This is a genomic window from Shewanella waksmanii ATCC BAA-643, assembly GCF_000518805.1.
GTDB classification, from domain to species: domain Bacteria; phylum Pseudomonadota; class Gammaproteobacteria; order Enterobacterales; family Shewanellaceae; genus Shewanella; species Shewanella waksmanii.
Genome location: NZ_JAEH01000005.1, coordinates 118,958 through 143,545, shown reverse-complemented (window position 1 = coordinate 143,545; position 24,588 = coordinate 118,958). Strand labels below are relative to the sequence as shown.

Sequence of the window (24,588 nt, the reverse complement as noted above, 5' to 3'; positions counted from 1 at the left end):
TTCCAGAGTATCAAAAACTACAGTTTAGTTTTCCAGAAAAAGATCTACATAGTAACAAACTCTTCTGCGCCAGTGGGGTGAATAGCAACAACTGCATCAAAATCGGCTTTGGTGGCGCCCATTTTCATTGCGACACCAAATCCTTGCAGGATCTCATCCATGCCAAAGCCGATACCGTGGATACCGACAACCACTTCATTGTCACCGGCGCAAATTAGCTTCATTTTGCATGCTTGGCGGTGGGCAGTAATGGCGGTGTACATTGAGGTGAAACCAGAGGTATATACCTTGATATTATCTTCACCATATTGGGCGATGGCTTCTGGCTCGGTTAAGCCCATAGTACCAATTGCTGGATGGCTAAATACTACTGTTGGGATCACGCTGTAATCCATCTTCGCATCTGGCATGTTGCCAAACAGGCGCTCCGAGAGTAAACGGCCGGCTTTAACCGCAACGGGCGTCAACTCTACGCCACCTTCCATAATGTCACCCACACAATAAATACCTTTAGCGGTCGTATTTTGTTGCTCGTCAGTGACCACATAACCTTTAGTATTGAGCTGAACATCGGTATTTTCTAAGCCAATGTTTCCGGTTGCGGGTGAGCGACCAATGGCCCAAATAAGGGTATCAACGGTGATGCTCTCGCCATTTTCTAATGTCAGCGTCAAGCTGTCATCGGCATTCTTGCTGACTGATTTTGGAATACTGTGGGTATGTAAAGTCGGGCCGTCAGTCGCCATTGCATCCGTTAATGCTTCGGTGAGCATAGGGTCAAAGTTACGCAGAGGTGCATGCTTACGCACTAACAAATGGGTTTCACTGCCTAATGCGTGTAACACACCTGCAAGTTCGACAGCGATATAGCCCGCGCCTACAACAGCAACGCGTTTGGGTTGTTCACGCAGAGCGAAGAAACCGTCAGAATCGATACCGTATTCAGCGCCAGGAATATCAGGAATAGTCGGTGCGCCGCCTGTGGCGATGAGAATGTGGTCGGCTTGGTAATGTTCACCATTGACTTCAATGGTGTTGCCATCAACAAAGCGGCCGTAGCCATTGATGACGGTAACATTGTTGCTGGCAAAACCACGGCCATAGGCTTCATGAATACGACCGATATAGGCTTCACGATTATCGACCAACGCGTTCCAATCAAACTTATTGACTGAAACATCAAAACCGTAATCTTTAGCGTAAAGGTGCATTGCTTCAGCGACATGGGCACCATACCACATGACTTTTTTCGGAACACAGCCCACATTGACACAGGTTCCACCTACGTGTTTTGCTTCAATCACTAGCACCTTAGCGCCACGCATTGCCGCGCGATTACCTGATGCGATGCCACCGCTGCCGGCGCCTAAACAGATGTAGTCAAAATGCTGAGCCATATCTTTCTCCAAAGTTTTGCATTGATGCAGATGCTGGTCATTGTAGGGGCATTTAAATTTGCAAACCAGCTTTCGATATAGCTAAGACCCGTTTATTGACTTTTGTATTGCAAGTTAGCGTCGATATTGGCAGCGGCTATGGTCACTCGGTTTTGGTCCCATGCCGCCACACTGCAAACATTGCCACTCTTGCTGACGCACGGCGAGCTCCTCAGCATGATGACTAAATTGCTGGCGTCTTTGACTGTTTAGTTGTTTTTCTAATCCTTGCATACGTTTATCGAGCCAGCGACAACTGGGGTTATCGGCTACGTTTGGGCGGCGTTTGTTCAAGCGGCGATCGGCTTTTGAATGTTTAGTCGAGGGGCGGGATTGAACTTGTTGAGATTGGCTGCTTACCGTAGGCGTGTATTGTAATGCCACGTCGGCTTTTTCTGGCATGGCAATGGGGTTGCCGTGACTATCGAGCACACTGCCCAACGGCAGATGTGATTGCGTTTCATTGGCGCTTACTTGACTGAGCGTTATCCAAACTAACAGACAGAAACTGCCCCAACACCAATAGGGACGTAGGTTGACTGACATAGGCCATTCCTTGTGCACAATTGAAAGCGTTCCTTCGCTTTAATAGCTAGTAAATGTAGTCAACGATTGTCCCATTGGCAAAGTGTTGCCTGAGTTTAACTCAAACGCTTAGGCTTAGTTGAGTTGACTCACAGGCTTAGAAGGTAAAGCTCAGGTGAATACCAGCATAAGTTTCATCAAGGTTATTCACTTCTTGGCCCATTTCACGCTTGATGTCGTCTTGCGCGATGGTGTGGCTGATGTGACCTGAAAGCATGATTTGTTCACTAAGGGCAAATTCAGCTTCTACTCCCAGTTGAAAGTGATTGGGGCCGTTATGATCTTCTGTGGCGTATTGAAAATCGAATGCTTGAGTGACATAGGGTGTCACGGTTAGGCGCTGTGTTAGCTCCCAGCTACTGTGTAAGCTGGCTTCAACAAAGTAGCCACCGGCTTCGGTAGAATAGGTGTATGCAACGGAGGGGGTAAGCCAGCTGATGCCGGTATAAGCGAGGTCTGCAAATATCTCATTGTCGAATTCACGTTCATCTGCATAAATCTCAATCCGCTGATAGCCCACAGTGGCTTCAATGCTGTCACCAATATCAAAACCATATTCAATACCAAAGTTCCACTCAGTGTAGTTGTCTGTATCACCGCGCCCCACCGTAGCGTACAGATTGATATTGTCATACTGAATAGCGGCCGTTCCCCAGTAGATGCCCCCATTTTCAAGGTTGTTACGCCCTTCTGAAATATATTTTGAGTCCCAACCAAGATCGAGCAGTATTTGCACATCTTGGCTGTCGTTGTGGGCAATGAGATTTTTGCTGTGGGCATCGTCCACATTGGCACTAGTGGTTTGGGCGTAAGCCTGAGTACCGGTGAGCATGAGCGCAGTGGCTAAGGTGGCATTAAATAGTCTAGACATAGAAAGACTCTAATTTAGGTGATTGGCGAAAGATTCACTGTCATCTTAAAGCGCTATTCGCGACTGTAAATGATAATGGGTTGTATTTGCGAACAACTTATCAATACCTCAAATGTAAATTATGTGTAAATTATTTTCTTGAGCATGATCAAGGTTTTTTATGCAATAGGCTGTTAGACGTGCGCTAGATTGTTGTTAGTGGCAGATTTAACTTGAATCTAGCCGCGTGCGCCCATATCTCATCAATTAACACAATGATTTTGAGGCCAAGACATGAGTAACCCTTTGCTACGCGGTACCGAGTTGCCACTTTTTTCTGAAATTAAACCTGAGCATATCCAAGCCGCAGTAGAACAGGGGATAGCTGATTGTCGGCAAAAAATTGATCAACTATTAAGTAATGATAGTGGATTCACCTGGGATAACCTCATTGCGCCGCTAGAACAAGTTGATGACCAGTTGAGCCAGATTTGGTCGCCTATTTCCCACATGAATTCGGTGCTCAGTACCGATGAGTGGCGCGCAGCACATGATGCCTGCTTACCGCTATTATCTGAATACGGCACCTATGTCGGCCAACACCAAGGTTTATATCAAGCTTATAAGCAGATCCATCAATCTGAGCAGTTTGCCGCATTGAGCCAAGCTCAGCAGCAGGTGATTAGCCAAAGTTTACGCGATTTTGAGCTTACAGGTATTGGATTGGATGATGAGGGTAAACAAGAATATGGAAAACTGGTTAAACGTTTATCTGAGCTAACCAGTGGTTTTTCAAATCAATTGCTTGATGCCACCCATGCATGGCAAAAATTAGTGACCGATGAAGCGCAGTTAGCAGGATTACCAGAGTCTGCGATTGCAGCCGCTAAAGCCATGGCAAGCGCTAAAGAGCAACAAGGCTGGCTGTTTACCTTAGACATTCCTTCATACCTACCGGTGATGACCTACAGTGATAACCGCGAGCTGCGTGAAGAATGTTATCGCGCGTTTGTGACCAGAGCTTCTGATCAAGGCCCAAATGCCGGTGAATTTGATAACAGTCCACTTATGGATGAAATCGTCGCGTTACGCCATCAGCTGGCTCAGCTACTTGGTTTCGACAGCTTTGCCGACAAATCATTGGCAACCAAGATGGCTGAAAGCCCAGAACAAGTGATTGAGTTCCTCAATGGACTGGCGTCGCAGTCTAAAACTCAAGCGCAAAACGAGTTAACCACGTTAACTGCATTTGCGCTTGAGCATTTTAGCGTAACTGAGCTAGCCCCTTGGGATTTGAGTTACTATGCCGAAAAGCTCAAGCAGCATAAATATGAGATTTCACAGGAAACCTTACGCCCGTATTTCCCTGAAGATAGGGTGTTGTCTGGATTGTTTTATACCGTATCGCAGCTATTTGGTTTGCGGATAGAAGAGCGACAAGGTGTTGATACGTGGCATAAAGATGTGCGCTTTTTCGACATTTTCGATGCAGAAGATTGCCATCGTGGCAGCTTTTTCCTCGATCTATACGCCAGAGAAGGTAAGCGCGGTGGCGCATGGATGGATGATTGCCGCGCACGACGTTTGACTGCCAATGGTTTGCAAAAGCCTGTGGCTTATCTCACCTGTAATTTCAATGCGCCGGTTGATGGTAAGCCAGCGCTATTTACCCATGATGAAGTCACGACGTTGTTCCATGAATTTGGTCATGGTATCCACCATATGTTGACCAAGATTGATGTGGGTGGTGTCTCTGGCATTAATGGTGTGCCTTGGGATGCAGTCGAGTTACCTAGTCAGTTCCTTGAGAATTGGTGTTACGAAGAGCAAGCGTTGGCAGAGATATCTGGCCATTTTGAAACCGGTGAACCACTTCCTAAAGCCCTGTTAGATAAGATGCTGGCGGCAAAGAACTTCCAGTCAGGCATGATGATGTTACGTCAATTGGAGTTTTCACTATTCGATTTTCGCCTGCATCACGAGTTTGATGCCGATAAGGGCGCCAATGTGCAGCAAAAGCTTGATGAAGTTAGACAGCAAGTGGCAGTGGTAAAAGCTGCAGACTTTAATCGCTTTCAACACAGCTTTGCCCATATTTTTGCTGGTGGTTATGCCGCGGGATACTACAGCTATAAGTGGGCTGAAGTATTATCTGCCGATGCGTTCTCACGGTTTGAAGAAGAGGGTATTTTCAACCGTGAAACGGGCCGCAGTTTCCTAGAAAACATTCTTGAGATGGGCGGCAGTGAGTCACCTATGGTGCTGTTTAAACGTTTCCGTGGCTGCGAGCCAAAAATTGATGCGCTACTGCGACACAGCGGAATAGAGCAGTAATTATGGCGGTACTATTTAAAAGGGAAAGCGAAAGCTTTCCCTTTTTTATTGCGCGACGGGTCACCTACTGTAATGATTTTTTGTGACTTGTGATCTGGTAAGACCTCTGATAGCCTTTTCGGCCTTACAAACAAGGGAAAGTGGTAAATGAATCTCTATTTTAGGTTGATATGGTTAATGGTTTGGCGGGTACGTCATTGTAAAAAAATCGATTTCTTGGGGACGAGTCATATCGATTTTCGCGCGCTACCGCTCGATTGTGATATCAACTTGCACATGACTAATTCGCGTTATCCGGCGCTGATGGATTTAGCGCGGACCTATATGTTAGCTGAAATGGGACTGCTCAAGCGCTTTTTAGCTTTGAAGTGGTTTCCGATCGTTAATGCGGCAGAGTTTACTTACATTCGCGATATTAAGCCCTTTGTTAAGTTTGAAATTGAATCTAAGCTGGTGGGTTGGGACGAGAAGTACTTTTACATTGAGCAGCGTTTTGTCAGTGCAAAAGGCCTGCATTGCATTGTCCATGTTCGTGGGGTATTTGTGTGTAAAGGTAAGCAAGTGCCTATTAGTCATATTGTTAAAGAGGCCGGTTTTACTGGCCCCGAGCCAGAACTGCCGCCTGAAGTGCAAAAGTGGATTGCATTTTTGCAATTGAAAAAAGAGCGCAATATCTAGTTTAGCACTACACAAAGCCATTAGCGGATCGGTCGATATCCCGCTGAGGCTTTGTCTTTAGCCACACTGACTTCGTCAAATACCTGGGTAAAAGCGCCGCGGGCCATAGCTTGATGTAAGTAGCGGTTAATTTCTTGGTATTGGTAGAGTTTTACATGGTGCTTTGCTTCTACTAAGCAAGGAATCAGCCCGCAATCTGCCAAACTAAACCGGTCACCACAAAGCCAATGTTGTTGGCTCAATTGACTATCAAGCTGATCAAGCAACAGGGCCAAACGTTTATTCAGACTGAGTAGCTTAATTTCATCCAATGTAGCCTGCTTTGCACATTCTATTTGATAGAGTATGTCATTAAAATCATGATCAACCAGGCGATCGAAGCGTCTGATCTCTAACGCTTGCTGTGGCTGTAAACTGATAAGTTGTGTGCCTTGGTTTAGTTGCTGATCTAAGTATTCAATAATAATGCTGGCTTCGTGTATATGCGTGCCTTCAGCAGTTTGTAGCAGAGGCAATTTACCTAAAGGGCTTAAGGTTAGAAATTGTTGCCGAGATAAAGGGTCGTCTAAATGTACAATGCGGGCATAAAAATTGGCCTGCTTTTCATATAAAGCCAGCAATACCTTTTGGCTGTAGCGAGACAAGGGATGGTAAAATAGCTCCATCTTAACTGCCTCCTTTGTTTAACTAGAGTCTTAATTTTAGCCCCAAAGTCGGCCTATTGCAGAGAAAAGTAGTCAATTTTATTCTTGTGGATTGGCAAACTGTTGCTGCAGCAAATTGAGTAATGCAGCGACTCTTGGCGGCAGCTGATCTTGATATGGATGTGATGCAAAAAAGCCTTTATTACCAAGATGATAATCTGGCAATAGTCGCACTAGCTCACCGCTAGCTAATGAATCACTGACGAGGTGCTCTTCTAGCATGCCTATGCCGACACCACTAATAACCAGTTCCATCGTCCCGTTTAGCGTATTGCAGCAGGCAAAGGGAGTGATGGCCACGCCGAAGCGCTCTTTGTCGCTATTATCTAGCTGCAACTTGATGGGTAATTGATTGCCGCTATGCAGTACCCAGCGGTGTTCGCCTAAACTATCGGGGTGCAAAGGAGTGCCTTGCTCCGCGGTGTATTTGGGACTGGCAACAATGTACTCGTCATACTGGGCAATTTTGACACTGGTGAGGCGAGTATCGGTAAGTGGTTGTGCCGAAATAGCCAAATCAATCTTATGTTCAATCAGGTCTCGTTGATTGTCGTCAAGTTGCAAGTTGAGGTGTAGATGCGGGTACTGTCGATGAAAATCAGTGAGAATTGGAATTAAGCAGCGCTCGCCAAAGGCCACCGGAGCGGTGAGTTTAATACTGCCCCTTAGCTGGTCATCTGCGGGAATAAGGGCGCTATCAGCTTGGTTTGCTAAGTGCAGTAGCTCGGCGCAATAGAAATAGAAAGCTTGGCCTTCGGTTGTTAGGCTAATCTTGCGAGTGGTGCGGTGTAACAGACTCGTCCCACATCGCTGCTCTAAGCGTTTTAGGTGTTGGCTGACCATTGAGCGGCTAATTGCCAGACTATCCGCTGCCGCAGTTAAAGAACCATGTTTTACCACACTGGCAAAAACCAGCATGCGATACAGTTGCCCCGCGTCCATGTGATACCTCAATTGGTTATCAGAACTAACAGATTAACTATATTACTTGTTTATTAATTACTCAAATTTAATGGTTGGCGAAGCAAAAACCGCTAGTTAAACCGGGTAACACTTTTATAATGGGCTGACTAATTTTTAATTGAGGGCCATCTAATATGACCGCCGAATCTTTTGCAACTATCTACCAGCGTGCTTGTGAGCGTAAAGGGGGCGAGGAGCAATTACAGTTACTATTAGCACAATGGCAAACGCCTTTGGCTTTGGCTGAGTTATCTGATGCTGAGCTGTTGTCGCAGATGAGCAAAAAGGTATTTCAAAGTGGATTTGTATGGCGGGTTGTCGACAATAAGTGGTCAGCGTATCAGCAAGCTTTTTTCAATTTTGAACCCCACAAAGTGTTGATGTTGTCGCCAGATCAGATTCAACAGCGTGCAGAAGATGTAAAATTAATCCGCCACTTTAAAAAGACGCAAGCCATCTATGACAATGCGTTGATGGTGCATGAACTTGCTATCGAGCATGGCAGCTTCGGCAACTTTTTATCGCAATGGCCGCAGGAGGATATGGTTGGGCTTTGGCAAACCTTAAAGCGCAAAGGCCAGCGACTTGGCGGCAATACTGGCCCTTATTTTCTGCGAGCAGTGGGTAAAGATACCTTCTTACTTACCCAAGATATCCAAGCCTATTTCAAGGCTCATAAGTTGGTTGATGCTGGGTTTACTTCTAAACGAGGACTGCAGCAAGTCCAGCAAACGTTTAACCATTGGCAGCAACAGTCAAATCGAAGCTTCAATGACATCAGTCGAATTTTGGCGCTCAGCGTGGGTGACAACCGTTTATAGTGGCCATATCTTATCTCTGAAGAGTCGATTGCTAGCCGTAAAAGATAATTACACTTTTATCGCAACAAATTGCCAACTTTTATCATAGTTGTGACAATAAATTCATCCTAATCAACTATATTAATGCTAATGTAGCGTAATATGTTGATTGGATTGCAAAGTGCAGTCTAGTGATAGGTGACCCGAATACGGGTACAGCATGGGCAGTGAGCGCAGCGTGTTGATGACCTGATGTTAAAATTAAGTTTGCAGCGGAAAGTGTGACATTCAGTAAAGGGTTGCGAGTGGCAAGATTAGCAGTTGTTTACAAGCGTGTAACTTTCACTGTAGCACTGATCATTAGTTAACCGACGGTTAACATAACATCATGATTTATCCCATTTATTTGCACAAACTTACAATTTAACTCGCCTGTTTTGCTTGTTGGTTTCGGTAACTTGTGAGATAACAGCACGTTCAAATATTACCCATATATATTATGTTTTTAATCCACTTGAACTGGATAAATTATCTACGTTTCAGGTGGGTTGGTTAATGATAAGTAAAGATCAGGAGTGCTCATGCGGCAAATAGTTAAAATTGCCTCGATAATCAGTGTGGCGTTATGGATGACTGCTTGTGGGCAGAAGGATGAACAAGGGCAAGGTCAAGCACAGCAAGGGCCGAATAGTGTCGAGGTGGGAGTATTAACCATCAGCGCACAATCGCAAGCCATTGAAATAGAGCTTCCTGGTCGTAGTAAAGCGTTTTTAGAAGCTGAAGTTCGACCACAAGCGACCGGCATCATCACTGCGCGTACCTTTGTAGAAGGTGGCGTGGTTGAAGAAGGCCAGTCTTTGTACAAGATTGACTCAGCCACTTATGAAGCTGCGCTGAAAAGTGCTGAAGCAGACCTTGCTCGTGCTGAAGCCTCGTTAGTATCAGCTAAAGCAAAAGCTTTACGCTTTAAAGAATTGATTAAAACCGACGCCATTAGTCAGCAAGATTTTGATGAAGCTGACGCGCTGTATAAAGAAGCCCAGGCGAATGTCGTTGTGGCTAAAGCTGCGATTCATACTGCCAAAATCAACTTGGTATACACCGATGTAAACGCACCAATTTCCGGTCGTATTGGTAAATCATCAGTGACAGCAGGTGCATTGGTGACAGCCAATCAAGCTGACACGCTAGCTAAAATTCAACAACTTGACCCAATTAACATTGATATCGCTCAGTCGAGTGCTCAGTTGTTACGCCTAAAGGCAAAATTGAAGCAAGGTTCGTTGCTGGCGGCTGAGAATGCTGATGTATCGCTGATTTTGGAAGATGGTACGCATTACGATCACATCGGTTCTTTGCAGTTCTCTGAAGTGAGTGTGGATGAAAACACCGGTTCAGTGACATTGCGCGCAGAATTCCCTAATCCAGAAGGCGTGTTATTGCCTGGTATGTATGTGCGTGCGGTATTAAATGCCGGTACCGATCCTCAAGCGATTATGGTGCCTCAGCGTGCGATTACCCGTAACACCAAAGGTCAGGCAGTCGCCATGTTGGTTAACGCTGACAATAAAGTGGAATCACGCATTATCACCACGGCTGAAGTGATTGATAACCAGTGGCGAGTGGTTGATGGTCTTGCAACTGGCGATAAACTGATCGTGGAAGGCTTACAAAAAATTCGTCCTGGCGCGCCAGTATCGGCTAAAGAAGTTGATATGAATAAGTCAGAAACTTCGCAACAGAAATAGGGTTAAGTTATGGCACGTTTTTTCATCGATCGCCCTATTTTTGCTTGGGTGATCGCCATTTTGGTGATGTTAGCGGGTGTGCTATCGATTTCCAAATTACCGGTTTCGCAATACCCTAGTATTGCACCACCTTCGGTGGTTATTCAGGCGGTGTACCCTGGTGCATCGGCTAAAACCATGGAAGATACGGTTACTCAGGTGATCGAGCAACGTATGACAGGTTTAGACCATCTACGTTATATCTCTTCCACCAGTGATAGTTTTGGTAATGCGCAAATTACCCTAACGTTTAACGCTGAAGCCGATCCTGATATTGCCCAGGTTCAAGTGCAGAATAAACTGCAATTAGCCATGCCTTTGCTACCGCGAGAAGTGCAAGCCCAAGGGGTAAACGTTTCTAAGTCGGGTGCGGGTTTCTTGATGGTACTGGGTTTTGTATCGCAAGATGGCTCGTTAGAAAAGAATGATATTTCTGACTATGTAGGTTCAAACGTTCAAGAACCGCTAAGCCGTGTGGCTGGTGTGGGCTCGATTCAATTGTTTGGTGCTCAATACGCGATGCGTATATGGGTTGACCCAATGAAATTGACTCAATACAACCTCACTACACAAGATATCATCGGCTCAATTCAAGAACAGAATGCGCAGGTTTCTGCTGGTCAATTAGGTGGTGCGCCATCGGTTGCAGGCCAAGAGCTTAATGCGACTGTATCTGCCCAAAGTCGTCTCACGACAGCCGAAGAGTTCCAAAAGATTATCATTAAGTCTGATCCATCAGGCGCTAAGGTATTCTTAGAAGATGTGGCTCGTGTTGAGCTAGGTGCTGAAAGTTATGATGTTGAGTCATACTACAACGGTCTGCCAGCGGCGGGTATTGGTATTCAGCTTGCTACTGGCGCCAACGCTTTGGCAACCGCAGGTTTAGTACGAGAAAAGATTGAAGAGTTAAAGCCTTTCTTCCCTGAAGGGATGGAAGTGGTTTATCCCTACGATACTACGCCATTTGTTGAGAACTCGATTGAAGGTGTTGTCCATACCTTACTAGAAGCCGTGGTATTGGTTTTCTTGATCATGTTCTTATTCTTGCAGAACTTCCGCGCCACCTTGATTCCAACTATTGCGATTCCTGTGGTATTGCTCGGTACATTTGCCGTGCTGTCAGCGCTAGGTTTCTCAATCAACACTTTGACCATGTTCGCTATGGTTCTGGCCATCGGTCTGTTAGTTGATGATGCCATCGTAGTGGTGGAGAACGTTGAGCGGGTCATGCAAGAAGAGGGATTGAGCCCTATCGAGGCGACCAAGCAATCCATGGATCAGATCACTGGGGCATTGGTGGGTATTGGTTTAACCTTGTCTGCCGTGTTTGTTCCTATGGCATTTATGTCAGGGTCAACCGGGGTGATTTATCGTCAGTTCTCGGTGACGATTGTGACCGCAATGGCATTGTCAGTGATGGTTGCGATTATTCTGACACCTGCGCTGTGTGCCACCATGCTTAAGCCGATTAAAAAGGGTGCCAGTCATGCTAAAACCGGCTTCTTTGGCTGGTTTAACCGTAGTTTTGACAACTTAACTGCTCGCTATGAAGCGAATGTCGCTAAGATGATCAAGCGTACGGGTCGAGTGATGTTGGTGTACTTGGCAATTTCAGTTGCCGTTGCCTGGGTGTTTATGCGTATGCCTACGGCATTCTTGCCAGACGAAGACCAAGGTATCTTGTTTACTCAGGCGATTTTGCCAGTGAACTCAACCCAAGAAAGCACCAAAGAAGTGATGGAAAAAGTCACTGACTTTTATCTGAACCAAGAAGGCGACAATGTTAAGTCGGTCTTCAGTGTTTCAGGCTTTAGTTTCGCGGGTAGCGGTCAAAACATGGGTATCGCATTCGTTGGCTTAAAGGATTGGTCGGAGCGTAAAGGCGAAGGCCAAGATGTTCAGTCTGTTGCTGGGCGTGCCATGGGCATGTTCATGCAGATGAAAGAAGCCTTTGTATTTGCTTTCGTTCCGCCAGCAGTGATTGAACTTGGTACCGCTAACGGTTTCGATTTGTATCTGCAGGACCGTAGTGGTCAAGGCCATGAAAAGCTGATTGAAGCCCGTAACATGTTGCTTGGTATGGCGTCGCAAAACCCCAACTTAGTTGGCGTGCGACCTAATGGCCAAGAAGATGCACCTATGTATCAAATTCATGTCGATCACGCCAAATTGCGTGCCCTCAGTGTGGACATTGATGCAGTAAACAGCGTCATTGGTACCGCTTGGGGTGGCAGCTATGTTAACGATTTCATCGACCGTGGCCGTGTTAAGAAGGTTTACGTTCAAGGTGAAGCGCAATATCGTATGCAGCCAGAAGACTTAGACACTTGGTATGTGCGTAATGCACAAGGCGAAATGGTGGCATTCTCAGCCTTTGCTACAGGGTCGTGGGAGTTTGGTTCACCTCGTCTAGAACGTTTTAACGGCTTACCGGCGGTGAACATTCAAGGCGGTACAGTCCAAGGTTATAGTACCGGTGCAGCCATGGCTGACATTGAAGCTATGGTGCAACAGCTACCACCAGGATTTGGTGTTGAGTGGAACGGGCTATCTTATGAAGAACGTTTATCAGGTAACCAAGCACCATTGCTATATGCACTGTCGATTATAGTGGTGTTCTTAGTACTTGCGGCTCTTTATGAAAGCTGGTCTGTGCCTTTTGCGGTCGTACTGGTAGTGCCATTAGGGATTATTGGTTCATTGATAGCGATGAATGCCCGCGGGTTACCTAACGACGTATTCTTCCAAGTGAGCTTGCTAGCTACCGTGGGTCTGGCAACTAAGAACGCGATTTTGATTGTAGAATTTGCTAAAGAATACTATGAAAAAGGCGCGACTTTGGTTGATGCAACCTTGCACGCGGTTCGAGTACGTTTACGTCCTATTATCATGACCTCACTAGCTTTCGGTCTCGGTGTTGTACCGTTAGCCATTAGCTCGGGTGTAGGTTCTGGTAGCCAAAACGCAATTGGTACGGGTGTACTTGGCGGTATGATGAGCTCGACCTTCTTAGGTATTTTCTTTATCCCAATCTTCTTTGTTGTGGTAGAGCGGATATTTAGTAAGCGCGAACGTCAAGCAGCCAAAGCGGCAAAACAAGCTCGCTCGACTAGCACTGACTAAGCCGTGTTAACTCGATAGAAAAAGCCCAGCTAAGCTGGGCTTTTTTGTGCCTGACGTGACTAGCTTATACCAATCAGTATAAACATTTAGTCACTCAGCGAGAATTTAGCGGTTCTGAGGTAAGGCAACGAGTGAAGAGCATAGTTGTTCTACGGTTAAACTCGTTAACACAGCATCAGAACCGCTAAAACTCGCCATTCTGGCGCGTTTTAGGCTGCCTACTTCTGCGTTGAATAATTTCACAAGGGAACAACCATTGTTTCAATCATTCTCCTTGAATTAGTTTGCCCAAAGCGCGCTGAGTAGATCAATTTCTTATACTGATTGGTATTATTGCAATTGTCACCTTACTGCTTGCATACTCATGCTATCGCCTCAAAAGCTGTTTTAGTTACAAGGACAGATGTCACTGTGCAATTAACCAAGCCCACGCGCATAATTTTCCTGCTGAGTATGCTGTTATCTGCCATGGCTTTGTTGGCCGTTGCGGTAACAGTGCTTTATCTTGGCAAGGCGACGGTAACTAGCGGCCTAACGGTTTATCTATTGGTCTATACCTTGCTGCCCATGGTGACTGTTTGGTTGTTGTGGCGCCGTCCACGTTTCGGCCTCGGTTTAAGCTTACTTTGGGCTGCATTGCTCAGTGTGCGCGCGATTGGAGGCAGTAGTGCAATGATGTTGGGAGCACCGCTCTCGCTGGGCATTCCTATAGGGGACTTCTCTGAAGGCACAGGCTGGTTGATTGACCCACTGTTTATCGGGATTAGCTCAATCAGTGCAGTCGCTTTAGTGCAGCTACGCAAGCGTGCTAGATAATAAAAAAGGCATCAAATATGATGCCTTTTAGGGTGAATTCTAAAGAGGATATCTACGGCGTGTAGTAAGTTGCCGCGCCGGGTCCAACTGGCAAGCCAAATACAAATACCCACAGGAAGAAGAAGCAGGTCCAGCCAATAAAGAACACAATAGAATACGGCAACATGGTTGCCACTAACGTTCCTATGCCCAAATTCTTCTTATATTGCGATGCAACCGCGAGAATCAAACCAAAGTAACTCATCATGGGGGTAATAAGGTTAGTTACTGAATCACCAATACGATAGGCTGCTTGAATGGTCTCAGGCGCATAACCCACTAGCATCAACATAGGTACAAAGATGGGGGCTGTCACCGCCCACTGCGCCGAGGCACTACCTAGCATTAAGTTGATAAAGCCACACATCATAATGAACAGTACAAACACCAATGGACCGGTTAGGCCGATGGCATTGAGTGCGTCTGCACCGGTTACCGCCAATACGGCACCTAGGTTAGTCCATTTGAAGAACGCGACAAATTGTGAGGCAAAGAATACCAGTACGATGTACATGCCCATGGTACTCATGCTGTGAGACATGGCATCGATGACATCTTTATCCTTTTTCATGGTACCGACGACTTTACCGTAGACTAGGCCTGGAATGGCAAAACAGATAAAGATGAAGGCCACAATCCCTTTAAGGAATGGCGAGCCTGCAACTAAGCCCGTGTCTGGGTTACGTAGCGGAGCACCTTCTGGAATAATGGTTAGAGCCAGCACACCACCTAACAATAGAATTGATAGACCAGCGGCTTTCAGGCCACGTTTTTCTTGTGCGGTCACACCATCCATTTTTTGCTCATCAAGATTAATTGATGCTTCAGAGGCGTCGTATTTACCTAGTTTAGGTTCAACAATCTTCTCAGTAACGATGGCGCCTAATGTGGTGATTAAGAACGTAGAGACAAACATGAAATACCAGTTTACCTCAGGACCGACGAGATAATCAGGGTCAATCATTTGTGCGGCAGCTTCAGTAATCCCCGATAACAATGGGTCTACTGTGCCTAATAATAGGTTAGCACTATAGCCCCCCGATACCCCGGCAAATGCCGCTGCTAGACCCGCTAGCGGGTGTCGGCCTAATGAGTGGAAGATCATCGCAGCCATCGGGATGAGTACTACATAGCCAAGCTCTGAAGCGGTGTTAGACACGATACCAGCAAACACAATAGTTAAGGTTACTAAGCGTTTTGAAGCGCCCATAACCAGTGTACGCATAGCCGCTGAAAGTAAACCAGAACGTTCAGCAATACCGACACCTAGTAAAGCGACCAATACCGTACCTAGTGGTGTGAACCCGGTAAAGTTAGTGACCAGGTTTGATACGATCATCCGCAAACCTTCGGCATTCATCAGGCTGACGACATGAATCATACCGTCGGCACTGCGGCCAGAGGCACCTTCGGGTCGGGGATCGATAACGGTGAGTTCAAAATAACCGGCGATGCCACTGATTGCGATAACCGCAAGACAGAACATGGCAAATAGCGTAATGGGATGTGGTAACAGGTTACCCAATCGTTCTACAACATTAAGAAAACGTACAAATGCACCACTCTGGGCGATCTGTTCAGGTTTGGTGTTTGGCGGGGAGCCGCTGTCACACTTGTTTGCACTCATACCATATCCTTCAAATTTTGTGGGTATCTTCTGTACCCTAAATATCGTTTTTTTCGGCGAAAATACTCGGTAATTTCGAGTAGACCGGCCATAGTGGCGTAGAAGTTTTAATTGAAACTTAAAAACTGGTCGATATTGCTGTTATTAACAGCAGAGGGAGCATTATAAAGGACAAAAAAAAAGGATCCACAGTGAGATCGGCAAGTCGGCGCTGCAATTGAATATTCCGGCCCAGGTAATGTCGAATTTGAGCCAAAAAAAAGGAACCGCTAAGGGTTCCGAAAGGGTATTTGGGATTGAACTTTTAACCTTGCGCCATGTTGGGATTGATCATGGTGGTCTCGCTTGGTTAAGTTGATATTACGCTTTAATGTCTGTACCTAAGCTGAACCAAGTTTGCAGTTATTAATTTTTCCTTTATCCAGGTAAAGCTCATGAAATTTAAGCAAAAAAAAGGAACCGCAATGGGTTCCGAAGGGATATTTGGATTGAACTTTTAACCTTGCGCCATGTTGGGATTGAGCATGGTAGCCTCGCTTGGTTGAGTTAATATTACGCCATAATATCTGTACCTAAGCTGAATCAAATTTGTGCAGTGAAAACTTGTATTGCCGTAGATGAGATTAATGAAATTTGGGCAAAAAAAAGGAACCGCAATGGGTTCCGAAGGGATGTTTGGGGTTGAACATTTCACCGCACGCCATGTTGGGGTTAACCATGGTGGTCTCGCTTGGTTGAGTTAATAATACGTGTTTATGTCTGTACCTAAGCTGAACAAATATCGAGCGGTAACAAGGCAGGTTTGGCTGCTGAAATTGGGACAAAAAAAAGCCTCTTATGCAATAAGAGGCTAAACGGGAATATTCACAAGCTTCCTTTAAAAGGATGGCGTAATTATAGGCTGTGCTTACTTAAGGCTAACTGAAACTAAACTTGAAAAAGGCTAAATTGCCGATTAGTGCGATCAAGATCTCATTATTGCGGGCTTTTAATGAAGCTTTGGCGGCATAGCCACTCAATCAAGCCGAGGTATCTGTCATGGTGATTAAAAATCGTCACTGCATAAAGTAATAAATAATCGATATAAAACAAGGTTTTGCTGAAACATTGGCGTACAAGGGATTAAGAATATTTGTTGTTATAGCCAGTTGAGTAACGATTACCCCTGTAGCCTTAGAATTGATGTGTCAATCTTTACCTTAAAGGCTTTTTATGGCCATTGAGAGTGAAAAAGGCGTATTTAGTAACCAACAATAATTTTGACTAATATTGTATAAATAGCTGGAATTGTTAGACAAAATAGGTAATGTTAGGGGGTTATAGCGAGTGTAATGTGCCGTTAAAACAATAATAAGGACGTATGATGGAAGGGTTACTGTTAGCTTTGGCGCTGGTCGCAATTGTGGCTTACCTTTGGTATGTGAGTCTGATCAAGAAGCGCAATACCACCAGGGAAGCCTTGTCAGGCATTGATGTGCAGCTAAAAAAGCGCGCCAACCTAGTGCCTAATATTCTTAAAATCGCCCAAAAGTTCATGGACCATGAACAGAGCCTACTCACCGAAATTACTGCGCTGCGCACGCAAGTGGCAGGGGGGTACGACCAACAAGATCCGCAAGCGATTAGTCAACACTTAGCCGCTGCTGAGCAACTTAATCAGAAAATGGCACAACTGATGGTTAATGTTGAGAATTACCCTGAGTTAAAGTCAGACAATACCATGTTGCAAGCCATGCAAACCTACAATGAGGTTGAAGCGCATATCTCCGCTGCAAGACGTTTTTATAATGCAGCGGTTACTGAACTCAACAATGCCGTGGAGATATTTCCAGGTTCGATTATTGCCGCAATGGCTAGTGTGAAGGTGATGCCGTTTTATCAGGCTGATGACGCAGCAAAACAAAGTGTTGATGCCAGTGATTATTTAAAGTAACCACCAACAGCTAAAGTCAGTCGTAAGTTAAGATATTGAAACAAGGATTGTCGCGGTATGAACCTGTTTAGCTTTTTGTTTGGTGCGCCAATTAAGGCACAACGAGAAACGGGCAAACTCAGTGGTGAAAGCGATGAAATTGCGGCGTTAACCCAATACTATCAACAAGAAATAGCTCCCCATACGCGCCAATTTGAAAACCGTCGAGTTGCTTGCCTCAAATCACTTCGACAAAGAATCTATGCCAGTATTGGCATGTACGCGATGTTGGCCGTCGCCATCACTTTATTTGCCACACGGCAGTGGAGTGACATGATGTTCTTGGTCTATATCGCGATATTGCTACCCTTTATATGGTGGTGTTCTCGGCCTGTTAGCCAGTTCCGGCTTGCGGTTAAAACCACTATTTTCCCCAAAATTTTTCGATACTTTGGTCACGATTTTATTTATAGCCAAAGTCACTCCATGAGCTTAAGTGCCCTAAAGCGATCAAAGTTGCTTCCTAATTACGATGACGCCGATTTTGATGACTATGTACAGGGCACTCACAAAGGCGTCGAAATCGCCATCAACGAACTGCATCTGACTATTGATGTCAAACGCGATAAGCGCACTGAAAAACAAACCGTGTTTAATGGTGTGATGGTGCAACTTAGCAGTAACAAAGCATTCAGTGGTCATACTGTGGTGGTAAAGAGTCGTGGGGGCTTAATTAATTTCTTATCAGCTTCTTTCAAGCGTTTGTCACGGGTTAAGCTCGAAGACCCTCGGTTTGAACAGCAATTTGATGTGTTCTCTTCTGACCAAATAGAGGCACGCTATCTTCTCACCGTAGTTTTTATGGAGCGCTTATTGCAACTGGCTGACTGTTTTAGTGGCAAGATCCAATGTGCGTTTTATGAAGACAAGTTATTGATCATGTTAGCGTGTAACAAAAACCGCTTTGAGCTGGGCTCGATATTTCAAGGCGCCACCTTTGAATATGAATTTAGTCAAATAAACCGCGAGATGAAGCAGCTGTTTGCTATGATTGAAGTACTGAAACTCGATCAATACACGGGATTATAGTGAAATATTGGCCGCATTATTGTGTGATAGCTTTTATCTGCATCGCAGCGCCTTGGTGGGTGTGTGCCAATGATAAACCGCATTACAAAGCCAAATACTCTCAGCAAGGCATACTTAACAATGCCAGTGTCGATGCTAGCCTCGACGACAATCAGGTTAAGGTTTACCAGTATACCCAAGACAATGGCGTAGTGATGTTTGCCGACCATGCGCCGAGTCAGTCAACTTATCGGGTACTGCTTTACGACTGTTTCGCTTGCGATCTGGACTCTGATATCGACTGGCAGAATATGCCGCTAAAAGATCATGATTACAGCGAGCTGATCCAGGCTGCAGCGAAAGAGTATGACTTAGAGCCGGCGCTCATTCGCGCCGTGATCCACGCCGAATCAGCGTTTAATGTTTATGCATTGTCCCGCGCAGGGGCGATGGGACTGATGCAGTTAATGCCTGATACGGCCAAGTCATTAGGGGTAACCAATGCTTTTCACCCGCAACAAAATATTGATAGTGGCAGCCGTTATTTAGCCAAAATGCTGCAACGCTTTGACGGTGACATCGAGCTGGCTTGCGCGGCATACAATGCTGGCCCAACTACAGTGAGCCAGTATCAAGGCATTCCGCCCTATCCAGAAACTCAAGCTTATGTAAAGCGCGTGCAAATTTTACTGAGCCGTTATCGTGACCAAGGTTAGTGTGCCTGAGTGCAAGCTTGCACCTTATTGATCACGGATTGATTGCGGTGCAAGTCACGCCACACCAATGGCATAACTACACAGCTAAGTAGCACCGTTGAAATGGGGAGTGCCAACCACACGCCTGTTAGGCCCAGGTATTGTGGCAATAAAAATAAAAATGGCAATTGAATTAGCATGTTGGCGACTGATATTGCTAATGCTTTGCTGCCTTGGTTTACGGCCATAAAGTACATGGTAGCTAGCACAATAAAGCCATCTAAAAACATCGCAAATAAATGCAGGCGTATGCCGGTTTTCGCCTCGGCAACCAATGTGGCATCGTCGCTGTTGAATAGGCCTATCATGATTTCCGGCATACCATTGAGCAGGAGCATCCAGCCAATGCCCACACCAATCACCACTTTAGTGGCCAGCGTCATCAGCTGTCTAATTTTGGCCTGCATATTAGCGCCATAAAAATAGCTCGCCGGCGGTTGTACCCCTTCTCCTATGCCCTCGGCAATCAAATAGTACAAGGCCATTAAGTAACCTACGATGGCAAATGCGCCGACCGTTATGGTGCCGCCATACTCCATAAATAATCGGTTGTGCAGAGCAAATACAAAGCTGGTATACAAATACATCACCAAACTAGAGGAGCCTAGTAAACTGATTTGTCCCAGCAGTTTATAGCTAAATTGGGCTTGTTGCAGTGGCAATAGCGCAGTAGATCGCAGAGTAAAGTAGCCAAGTCCAAGCAGGCAGACACATGATTGGGCAATAATGGTCGCAACTGCAGCCCCTTGCAGCCCTAATCCGTAGACGCCAATTAACACGTAGTCGAGCACAATGTTTAAGCTGGCGCCCACAATCATAAGTATTGTGGCAAGTTTTGGTTGCTCATCGTTCCGAATAAGTATTGGCATTGCGGCAGCCAAAATGGTTATCGGCGCCCCCCAGATGAACGGAAAAATGTACGCTTGGGCCATGGCCAATGTAGCGCTATCCGCACCTTGTAGCAGTACTAAATCATTGGCAAACAGCAACAGAAAACCGGCGCCTAGTACGCCCATGGTGAGCATTAGCGCTAAAGCATGCCATAAAATCTGGCTAGCTTGCTGACCGGAGGAGCGAGCGCCCCGTGCAATAGAAATTAAGCTACCCGAGCCCATGCCAATCATTAAACCCAACCCGGCAATGACATAAATCACTGGCCAAGCCATTCCGATAGCAGCTAAACCAACAGACCCTATGTAATGGCCGATAAAAATGCCATCGGCAATTTGATACACACCATTGACCAACATCGCAGCAATAGACGGGATGGCATAACGCCAAAAAACACGGCTAATATTGTGCTGTTCTAGTGGAGAAGTCGGGTCTGATACTACTGTGGTTGTGCTCATGGTTTGCTCTAGCCAATGTTTGAGCGGATAGGTTACTCTCTTTGTTAGTAGGAGATAAAGTTAGTTACTATCCGAAAAGCGGATATTAGGAGTCGATATGAATTGGTCAATCGCACAGTTAGATGCTTTTGTAACCACTGTGACCGAGGGGTCATTCTCTGCTGCTGCACGCAAACTGGGTAAAGCGCAGTCGAGGGTCAGTACTGCTGTTGCCAATCTGGAGATTGACCTTGGGGTGACGCTGTTTGATCGCAGTGGCAAAGTCCTGAGTTGACTGCCAATGGCCGAGAAATGTTTGCCGAAGCGCAAGCGGTTTTAGCTCAGTGTCAGCGTTTGCAATCGCGGGCACTGACGGTCACTAGCGGAGAAGAGGTTGCCTTGAATGTGGTGATTGATGAAGCTGTGCCGCTAAATGCGTTTGAGCAGGTATTTGCCCGTTTAGCCAGCCGATTTCCGTTGCTGCGTTTATCGATTTTTAATGGTACTCAAGATGACATTGCCCAGTGGGTCGATGAAGGGCGGGCTGATTTAGGCATTTTGTTTCATGTTAAGCCGCTGCAAGATAGTCTGGAATTTATGTCAATCGGTCAATTCCGCCATCACTTGATTGTGGCCAAGGACCATCCATTAGCTGCGATTGCGGTACCGACCATCAAGGATTTAAGCCAGTATCGGCAGTTGGTTATTCGTGATCGCGTTGGTGATACACAACCCAAAGCCCTGGCGGCAAACCATTGGTATGTCGACAGCTACTATTACATTACCGCTTTAGTCAGCCACGGCGTTGGCTGGGCTTTGGTGCCCGACCATGTGGCGACTTCGCACTGGTATGCCGGGGTGGTATCACTCGCCACAGAATTCATTCCGGATCCTTTGTTAGTGGAAATTGGGGTGGTAAATCGACGTGACCAAGCATTTGGGCCAGTCATGGAGTGGCTCTACGCTGAGATCGAACAAATCGCTAAGCGACAACAATTGCAGGCATAAGTGTAAAAGCGTGCTAAGTTAACTGAAGCAAGTAGCGTAGGGGGACATCACAGTGGAAGCGGGATTAAAGCGGCAATTAATTGAATTAGAACTCTATTTACTTAAAGCCGAAGTAAGAGCGTCGGTGGCTGAGCTGGGACAATTGATTCATGATGAGTTTATTGAGTTTGGCGCATCAGGGCAGCGCTTCGGTAAACAAGTGGTATTAAGTCGCCTGCCTCAAGAAAGCTGCCCCAAATTTCATACCAGTGATTTTGAAGTGCGCATGCTTGCTGAAGGGGTAGCGCAACTGCTGTACCGGGCAAAGATGCACAAGCCCAATGAATTTGCACCGCGCTATTCACTGCGTAGCTCAATCTGGAAACTCAATGCCGGCCAATGGCAAATGGCTTTCCACCAAGGTACGGTGTGTGAAGCATTTGATTAAGATGCCTCTGCAATGGGCACCTTAATCAAAGTCAAAAAGGTTACTCGCCCACTTCCCAATCAACGCGAATATGGCCGTCACCTTTATTTAAGATAGGGTCGAGGTAATTCAAGGTTTGTGTGGCAATATCATCAAGCTGCCAAGGTGGGTTAATCACCCATAAGCCCGCGGCAGTCATGCCAAACTCATTACTGTCGGCGCGAATCGCTTGCTCAATACGCAATTGTTTTTTTATACCACTGTTTTTTAATAGCTCGAACATGGCTTCGGTTTGTGCACGATCGACCACGGGATACCAAATCATATAGACCCCAGTCGCAAAGCGCTTGTGGGCTTTCATTACCGCTTTGGCCACATCGATGTAATCGGTCTTAATCTCGTAGCTTGGATCGATCAATACCACCCCTCGGCGCTCGATAGGCGGTACGGCAGCCATGAGTCCTTTTAGACCATCCCCTTTAATGACTTTAATTTGCCTATCACCCGCGAACTGTTCAGCTAAAGTAAGATGATCACTGCTGTGTAACTCGTGCAGTACCATGCGATCTTTTTCACGCAGGTTCATATCCACAAAAGCGGGTGAACCTGGGTATAAATCAAGCTCAGCCTTGCCGTCATTGAAGTGCTTTATATCATCAACATACTGCTGCAGTGCTGGGGGTAAATTATTGTTAGTCCAGATTTTGCCAACACCTTCAATATACTCACCGGTTTTTTGGGCAAATTCGTCGTTGAGCGAATAACCCCCCGCGCCCGCATGGGTATCGACATAAACCAACGGCTTATTTTTCTTGTGCAATAACTGTAGAACTTGCAACAACATAGTGTGCTTGAGTACGTCGGCGTAATTGCCTGCGTGGTAGCCATGGCGATAACTTAACATGGGATTTCCAAAGTAGTAGGGGGCTGGGGTGCTTAATCAGGCAAATTATAGGGCCAATCAGCACTGAGGTAAATTAAACATGCTGGTGGTAGCCATTTTATATTCAAGGGCTGAGGCTTTTGGCATAATAGGGCCTCACTTGCCAACCAAAGATAACTAATCGTGAGCCAAGCTATTTCTGCTGTTACTACTGGGATTTTCTTCAATCGTCACTATCCTTCATTGGAGGCGATTTGTGCCCGCTGGAACTTGGTCTTTGATGCCGATGCGGCCTTTGAGCTGGTTTTTGAACAGGACCAATTGATTTTAAACAAACGAGACGAGCCAAAACTAAAAGGCATTAGCGTCGATTTTGTCAGTGGTGCGGTGGCCCATCGCCGTAAGTTTGGTGGCGGTCGTGGCCAAGCTATTGCAAAAGCGGTTGGGCTAAAACAAGGTGTGACGCCAACGGTCGTTGACGGCACCGCAGGGCTAGGCCGAGACGCATTTGTACTAGCTTCACTGGGCTGTTATGTCACTATGGTTGAGCGCAATCCTGTGGTGGCAGCATTGCTTGAAGATGGATTACGCCGTGCTTACGAAGATGCCGAAATTGGTGATTGGATGCGTGAGCGTATGCAGCTTTTTCATGGTTCAAGTTTAGAAGCCTTAACCGATGCAGGTGCGCAAACCGGTGGCGATGTGGATGTGGTTTACCTCGATCCTATGTATCCGCATAGAGAAAAATCAGCGCAAGTGAAAAAAGAGATGCGGGTATTTCAGTCACTGGTTGGCGCCGATCTTGATGCCGATGGGCTATTGACCCCGGCAATGGCACTAGCCAGTAAACGAGTGGTCGTGAAACGCCCAGATTATGCAGACGATCTCGACGGTGTAAAGCCGAGCACCATTATCGCAACCAAGAAAAACCGCTTTGATGTTTATGTCAAAGCGGCAATGAAAAGCTAGCTGTTGGTAAGCAATGCGCTATCGGGGGTAATATCTAGATAGCGCGCGTGGGGTTATTCGCTATCGCCACTGACTAAATATGTTGCTGCTGGGTCAACATATACTCGTTCACCCATGGCTTGTCTGCCAAGTAGCATTAAATAGCTCATATCTTTGCGATTGCTCAGCGTCACTTCAATTAGCCATTTTTGTTCGCCCAGCTGAATCGTGGTTTGAATCACGCAGCGTTGCTCAACCTCACCGTTAGATGACTTAATACGTCTAGAGTCATGCAACTGCGCTTGGCAACGCACCGTTTGTTCAAGGTTGTACACATCTGGGTGCAAATCAAACTCGACATACGGCTTACCATTGACCTTTAGCTGGCGTAAGTTGTCGACATGCAGTGCCGAAGTTTTTGCGCCGGTATCTACTCTGACATGAAGGTCGTGAATCCCTAAGTCAGGTAGGTGACAGGTTTCTAAGTTACCAATGATCATTCTGTTGCTGGTCATTTCTCTATCTCACTGTGTATGCG

Annotated in this window: 21 protein-coding genes and 1 pseudogene; 12 read left to right on the top strand and 10 right to left on the bottom strand. The window is 46.0% G+C overall.

Annotated elements, in window-relative coordinates; all coding sequences use genetic code 11:
• Positions 1–44: 44 nt before the first annotated feature.
• The 3 genes from gorA to L865_RS0103380 all read right to left on the bottom strand — a co-directional run bounded on the left by gorA (position 45) and on the right by L865_RS0103380 (position 2,892).
• A complete protein-coding gene (gorA, locus tag L865_RS0103390; RefSeq protein WP_028771943.1) occupies positions 45–1,397 on the bottom strand; it encodes a glutathione-disulfide reductase in 1,353 nt (450 codons plus the stop codon).
• Positions 1,398–1,511: 114 nt separating this feature from the next.
• Positions 1,512–1,982 carry a hypothetical protein gene (locus L865_RS0103385; RefSeq protein WP_028771942.1) on the bottom strand — a complete coding sequence of 157 codons (471 nt, stop codon included), beginning with the start codon at positions 1,980–1,982 and terminating at the stop codon, positions 1,512–1,514.
• A 136-nt stretch (positions 1,983–2,118) separates the two neighbouring features.
• Entirely contained in the window at positions 2,119–2,892 is a 774-nt protein-coding gene (locus L865_RS0103380) for a hypothetical protein (protein WP_028771941.1), read from the bottom strand.
• A 273-nt stretch (positions 2,893–3,165) separates the two neighbouring features.
• Here L865_RS0103380 and prlC point away from each other — a divergent pair, with 273 nt between their 5' ends.
• On the top strand, positions 3,166–5,205 hold the full coding sequence (gene prlC / locus L865_RS0103375; RefSeq protein WP_028771940.1) for an oligopeptidase A: 2,040 nt from the start codon (positions 3,166–3,168) through the stop codon (positions 5,203–5,205).
• A 147-nt stretch (positions 5,206–5,352) separates the two neighbouring features.
• Positions 5,353–5,883, top strand: coding sequence for a thioesterase family protein (locus L865_RS0103370; protein WP_028771939.1), 531 nt, complete (start codon positions 5,353–5,355; stop codon positions 5,881–5,883).
• Positions 5,884–5,903: 20 nt separating this feature from the next.
• On the opposite strand, the gene L865_RS0103365 is transcribed toward L865_RS0103370, so the two are convergent.
• Together L865_RS0103365 and L865_RS0103360 are read right to left on the bottom strand one after the other, a co-directional pair.
• Entirely contained in the window at positions 5,904–6,548 is a 645-nt protein-coding gene (locus L865_RS0103365; protein ID WP_028771938.1) for a glutathione S-transferase family protein, read from the bottom strand.
• Positions 6,549–6,626: 78 nt separating this feature from the next.
• Positions 6,627–7,529: a LysR family transcriptional regulator gene (locus tag L865_RS0103360; protein ID WP_028771937.1), complete on the bottom strand. Its 903-nt coding sequence runs from the start codon at positions 7,527–7,529 to the stop codon at positions 6,627–6,629.
• Positions 7,530–7,684: 155 nt separating this feature from the next.
• On the opposite strand from L865_RS0103360, the gene L865_RS0103355 reads away from it, so the two are divergent.
• The 3 genes from L865_RS0103355 to L865_RS0103345 all read left to right on the top strand — a co-directional run bounded on the left by L865_RS0103355 (position 7,685) and on the right by L865_RS0103345 (position 13,260).
• The gene (locus tag L865_RS0103355; protein WP_028771936.1) at positions 7,685–8,371 is read left to right on the top strand and encodes a DNA-3-methyladenine glycosylase I; all 687 of its coding nucleotides are present in this window, start codon (positions 7,685–7,687) and stop codon (positions 8,369–8,371) included.
• A 560-nt stretch (positions 8,372–8,931) separates the two neighbouring features.
• Positions 8,932–10,098: an efflux RND transporter periplasmic adaptor subunit gene (locus tag L865_RS0103350; RefSeq protein WP_028771935.1), complete on the top strand. Its 1,167-nt coding sequence runs from the start codon at positions 8,932–8,934 to the stop codon at positions 10,096–10,098.
• Positions 10,099–10,107: 9 nt separating this feature from the next.
• Entirely contained in the window at positions 10,108–13,260 is a 3,153-nt protein-coding gene (locus L865_RS0103345) for an efflux RND transporter permease subunit (protein ID WP_028771934.1), read from the top strand.
• Between the two features lie 105 nt (positions 13,261–13,365).
• On the opposite strand, the gene L865_RS25390 is transcribed toward L865_RS0103345, so the two are convergent.
• The gene (locus L865_RS25390) at positions 13,366–13,503 is read right to left on the bottom strand and encodes a hypothetical protein (RefSeq protein ID WP_157577415.1); all 138 of its coding nucleotides are present in this window, start codon (positions 13,501–13,503) and stop codon (positions 13,366–13,368) included.
• Between the two features lie 168 nt (positions 13,504–13,671).
• Between L865_RS25390 and L865_RS0103340 the strand changes: the two genes are divergently transcribed.
• On the top strand, positions 13,672–14,076 hold the full coding sequence (locus L865_RS0103340; protein ID WP_028771933.1) for a hypothetical protein: 405 nt from the start codon (positions 13,672–13,674) through the stop codon (positions 14,074–14,076).
• Positions 14,077–14,128: 52 nt separating this feature from the next.
• On the opposite strand, the gene L865_RS0103335 is transcribed toward L865_RS0103340, so the two are convergent.
• Positions 14,129–15,742, bottom strand: coding sequence for an AbgT family transporter (locus L865_RS0103335; RefSeq protein WP_028771932.1), 1,614 nt, complete (start codon positions 15,740–15,742; stop codon positions 14,129–14,131).
• A 1,363-nt stretch (positions 15,743–17,105) separates the two neighbouring features.
• On the opposite strand from L865_RS0103335, the gene L865_RS0103325 reads away from it, so the two are divergent.
• Genes L865_RS0103325 through L865_RS0103315 form a run of 3 tightly spaced genes read left to right on the top strand, consistent with a single transcriptional unit; the run spans position 17,106 to position 19,438 of the window.
• Positions 17,106–17,675, top strand: a complete 570-nt coding sequence (locus L865_RS0103325) for a LemA family protein (protein WP_028771931.1) — start codon at positions 17,106–17,108, stop codon at positions 17,673–17,675.
• Between the two features lie 57 nt (positions 17,676–17,732).
• Positions 17,733–18,743, top strand: coding sequence for a DUF3137 domain-containing protein (locus L865_RS0103320; protein ID WP_028771930.1), 1,011 nt, complete (start codon positions 17,733–17,735; stop codon positions 18,741–18,743).
• 41 nt (positions 18,744–18,784) lie between these two features.
• A complete protein-coding gene (locus L865_RS0103315) occupies positions 18,785–19,438 on the top strand; it encodes a lytic transglycosylase domain-containing protein (protein WP_425423601.1) in 654 nt (217 codons plus the stop codon).
• Here the strand turns inward: L865_RS0103315 and L865_RS0103310 are convergent.
• Positions 19,435–20,826 carry an MATE family efflux transporter gene (locus L865_RS0103310; RefSeq protein ID WP_028771928.1) on the bottom strand — a complete coding sequence of 464 codons (1,392 nt, stop codon included), beginning with the start codon at positions 20,824–20,826 and terminating at the stop codon, positions 19,435–19,437. The two genes, L865_RS0103315 and L865_RS0103310, sit on opposite strands and share 4 nt — an antisense overlap.
• Before the next feature lie 97 nt (positions 20,827–20,923).
• On the opposite strand from L865_RS0103310, the pseudogene L865_RS23020 reads away from it, so the two are divergent.
• Positions 20,924–21,813 (top strand): annotated as a pseudogene (locus tag L865_RS23020) (LysR family transcriptional regulator).
• A gap of 52 nt (positions 21,814–21,865) precedes the next feature.
• Positions 21,866–22,240, top strand: coding sequence for a nuclear transport factor 2 family protein (locus tag L865_RS0103300; protein WP_028771927.1), 375 nt, complete (start codon positions 21,866–21,868; stop codon positions 22,238–22,240).
• A gap of 40 nt (positions 22,241–22,280) precedes the next feature.
• On the opposite strand, the gene L865_RS0103295 is transcribed toward L865_RS0103300, so the two are convergent.
• The gene (locus tag L865_RS0103295; protein WP_028771926.1) at positions 22,281–23,123 is read right to left on the bottom strand and encodes a 23S rRNA (adenine(2030)-N(6))-methyltransferase RlmJ; all 843 of its coding nucleotides are present in this window, start codon (positions 23,121–23,123) and stop codon (positions 22,281–22,283) included.
• Between the two features lie 174 nt (positions 23,124–23,297).
• Between L865_RS0103295 and L865_RS0103290 the strand changes: the two genes are divergently transcribed.
• Positions 23,298–24,071: a class I SAM-dependent methyltransferase gene (locus tag L865_RS0103290; protein WP_037470487.1), complete on the top strand. Its 774-nt coding sequence runs from the start codon at positions 23,298–23,300 to the stop codon at positions 24,069–24,071.
• A 53-nt stretch (positions 24,072–24,124) separates the two neighbouring features.
• On the opposite strand, the gene L865_RS0103285 is transcribed toward L865_RS0103290, so the two are convergent.
• Positions 24,125–24,565, bottom strand: coding sequence for an ATP-dependent zinc protease family protein (locus tag L865_RS0103285; RefSeq protein ID WP_028771924.1), 441 nt, complete (start codon positions 24,563–24,565; stop codon positions 24,125–24,127).
• Positions 24,566–24,588 lie beyond the last annotated feature (23 nt).